Annotated in this window: 2 protein-coding genes; both read right to left on the bottom strand. The window is 59.2% G+C overall.

The window, feature by feature from the left end:
* On the bottom strand, positions 1 to 206 hold a 206-nt coding region (locus tag FEM03_RS24190), incomplete at its 3' end, for an IS3 family transposase (RefSeq protein WP_145973244.1).
* Entirely contained in the window at positions 203 to 517 is a 315-nt protein-coding gene (locus tag FEM03_RS24195) for a transposase (protein WP_138089006.1), read from the bottom strand. The genes FEM03_RS24190 and FEM03_RS24195, both read right to left, overlap by 4 nt.
* Positions 518 to 564: the final 47 nt, after the last annotated feature.

Genomic DNA, 564 nt, shown 5'->3' on the forward strand with positions numbered 1-564 from the left:
CCGGCCAGTTCGTGCCAGATGCGACGGTGTCCGTAACGGCGGCGGTGGTGTTTGAAAATGCGTTCGATTTGATCGCCGATACGCTGGTCGGAACACTGCGAAGGGGTGGGAGTGGCGGCGTGGTAGTAACTGCTGCGAGGCACGCCGAGGGCGGAGCAGATCGAACGGATACCATGACCGGTGGTGCGGTGAATGTCATCGATCATGGTGCGGAGTTGGGCTGGGGTTTGGTGCCGAGGATGATCGCGGCCTTTTTTAAAATGTCATTTTCCACACGCAGGCGTGCCAGTTCCCGGCGGAGCGTCCGCAGCTCGTCCGCTGCGTCGCCCTCGCCTACGGCTCGAGCTCCTTCGCTAGCGAGCTGCGGGAGTGCTGCGGCTTGCTTCCACGAGTAGAGCAGATGGGTGCTGACGCAGAGTTCCTCTGCGATTTGGGAGACTGGCCTGCCGGTGTTGATGAGTTCAACGGCCTGTGCTTTAAATTCGGCGGTGTATCGTTTGCGTGGCTTCGATGTCATTTGGATGGTATTCTGGAGTGGATGGTCCAGAAATCTAGCTCACCTCA

This window comes from Phragmitibacter flavus (genome assembly GCF_005780165.1).
GTDB classification, from domain to species: Bacteria; Verrucomicrobiota; Verrucomicrobiia; order Verrucomicrobiales; family Verrucomicrobiaceae; genus Phragmitibacter; species Phragmitibacter flavus.

What these genes read in the sequence shown, in the direction of transcription:
- FEM03_RS24195 (WP_138089006.1), bottom strand. Translation starts at nt 517, where the DNA reads ATGACATCGAAGCCACGCAAACGATACACCGCCGAATTTAAAGCACAG.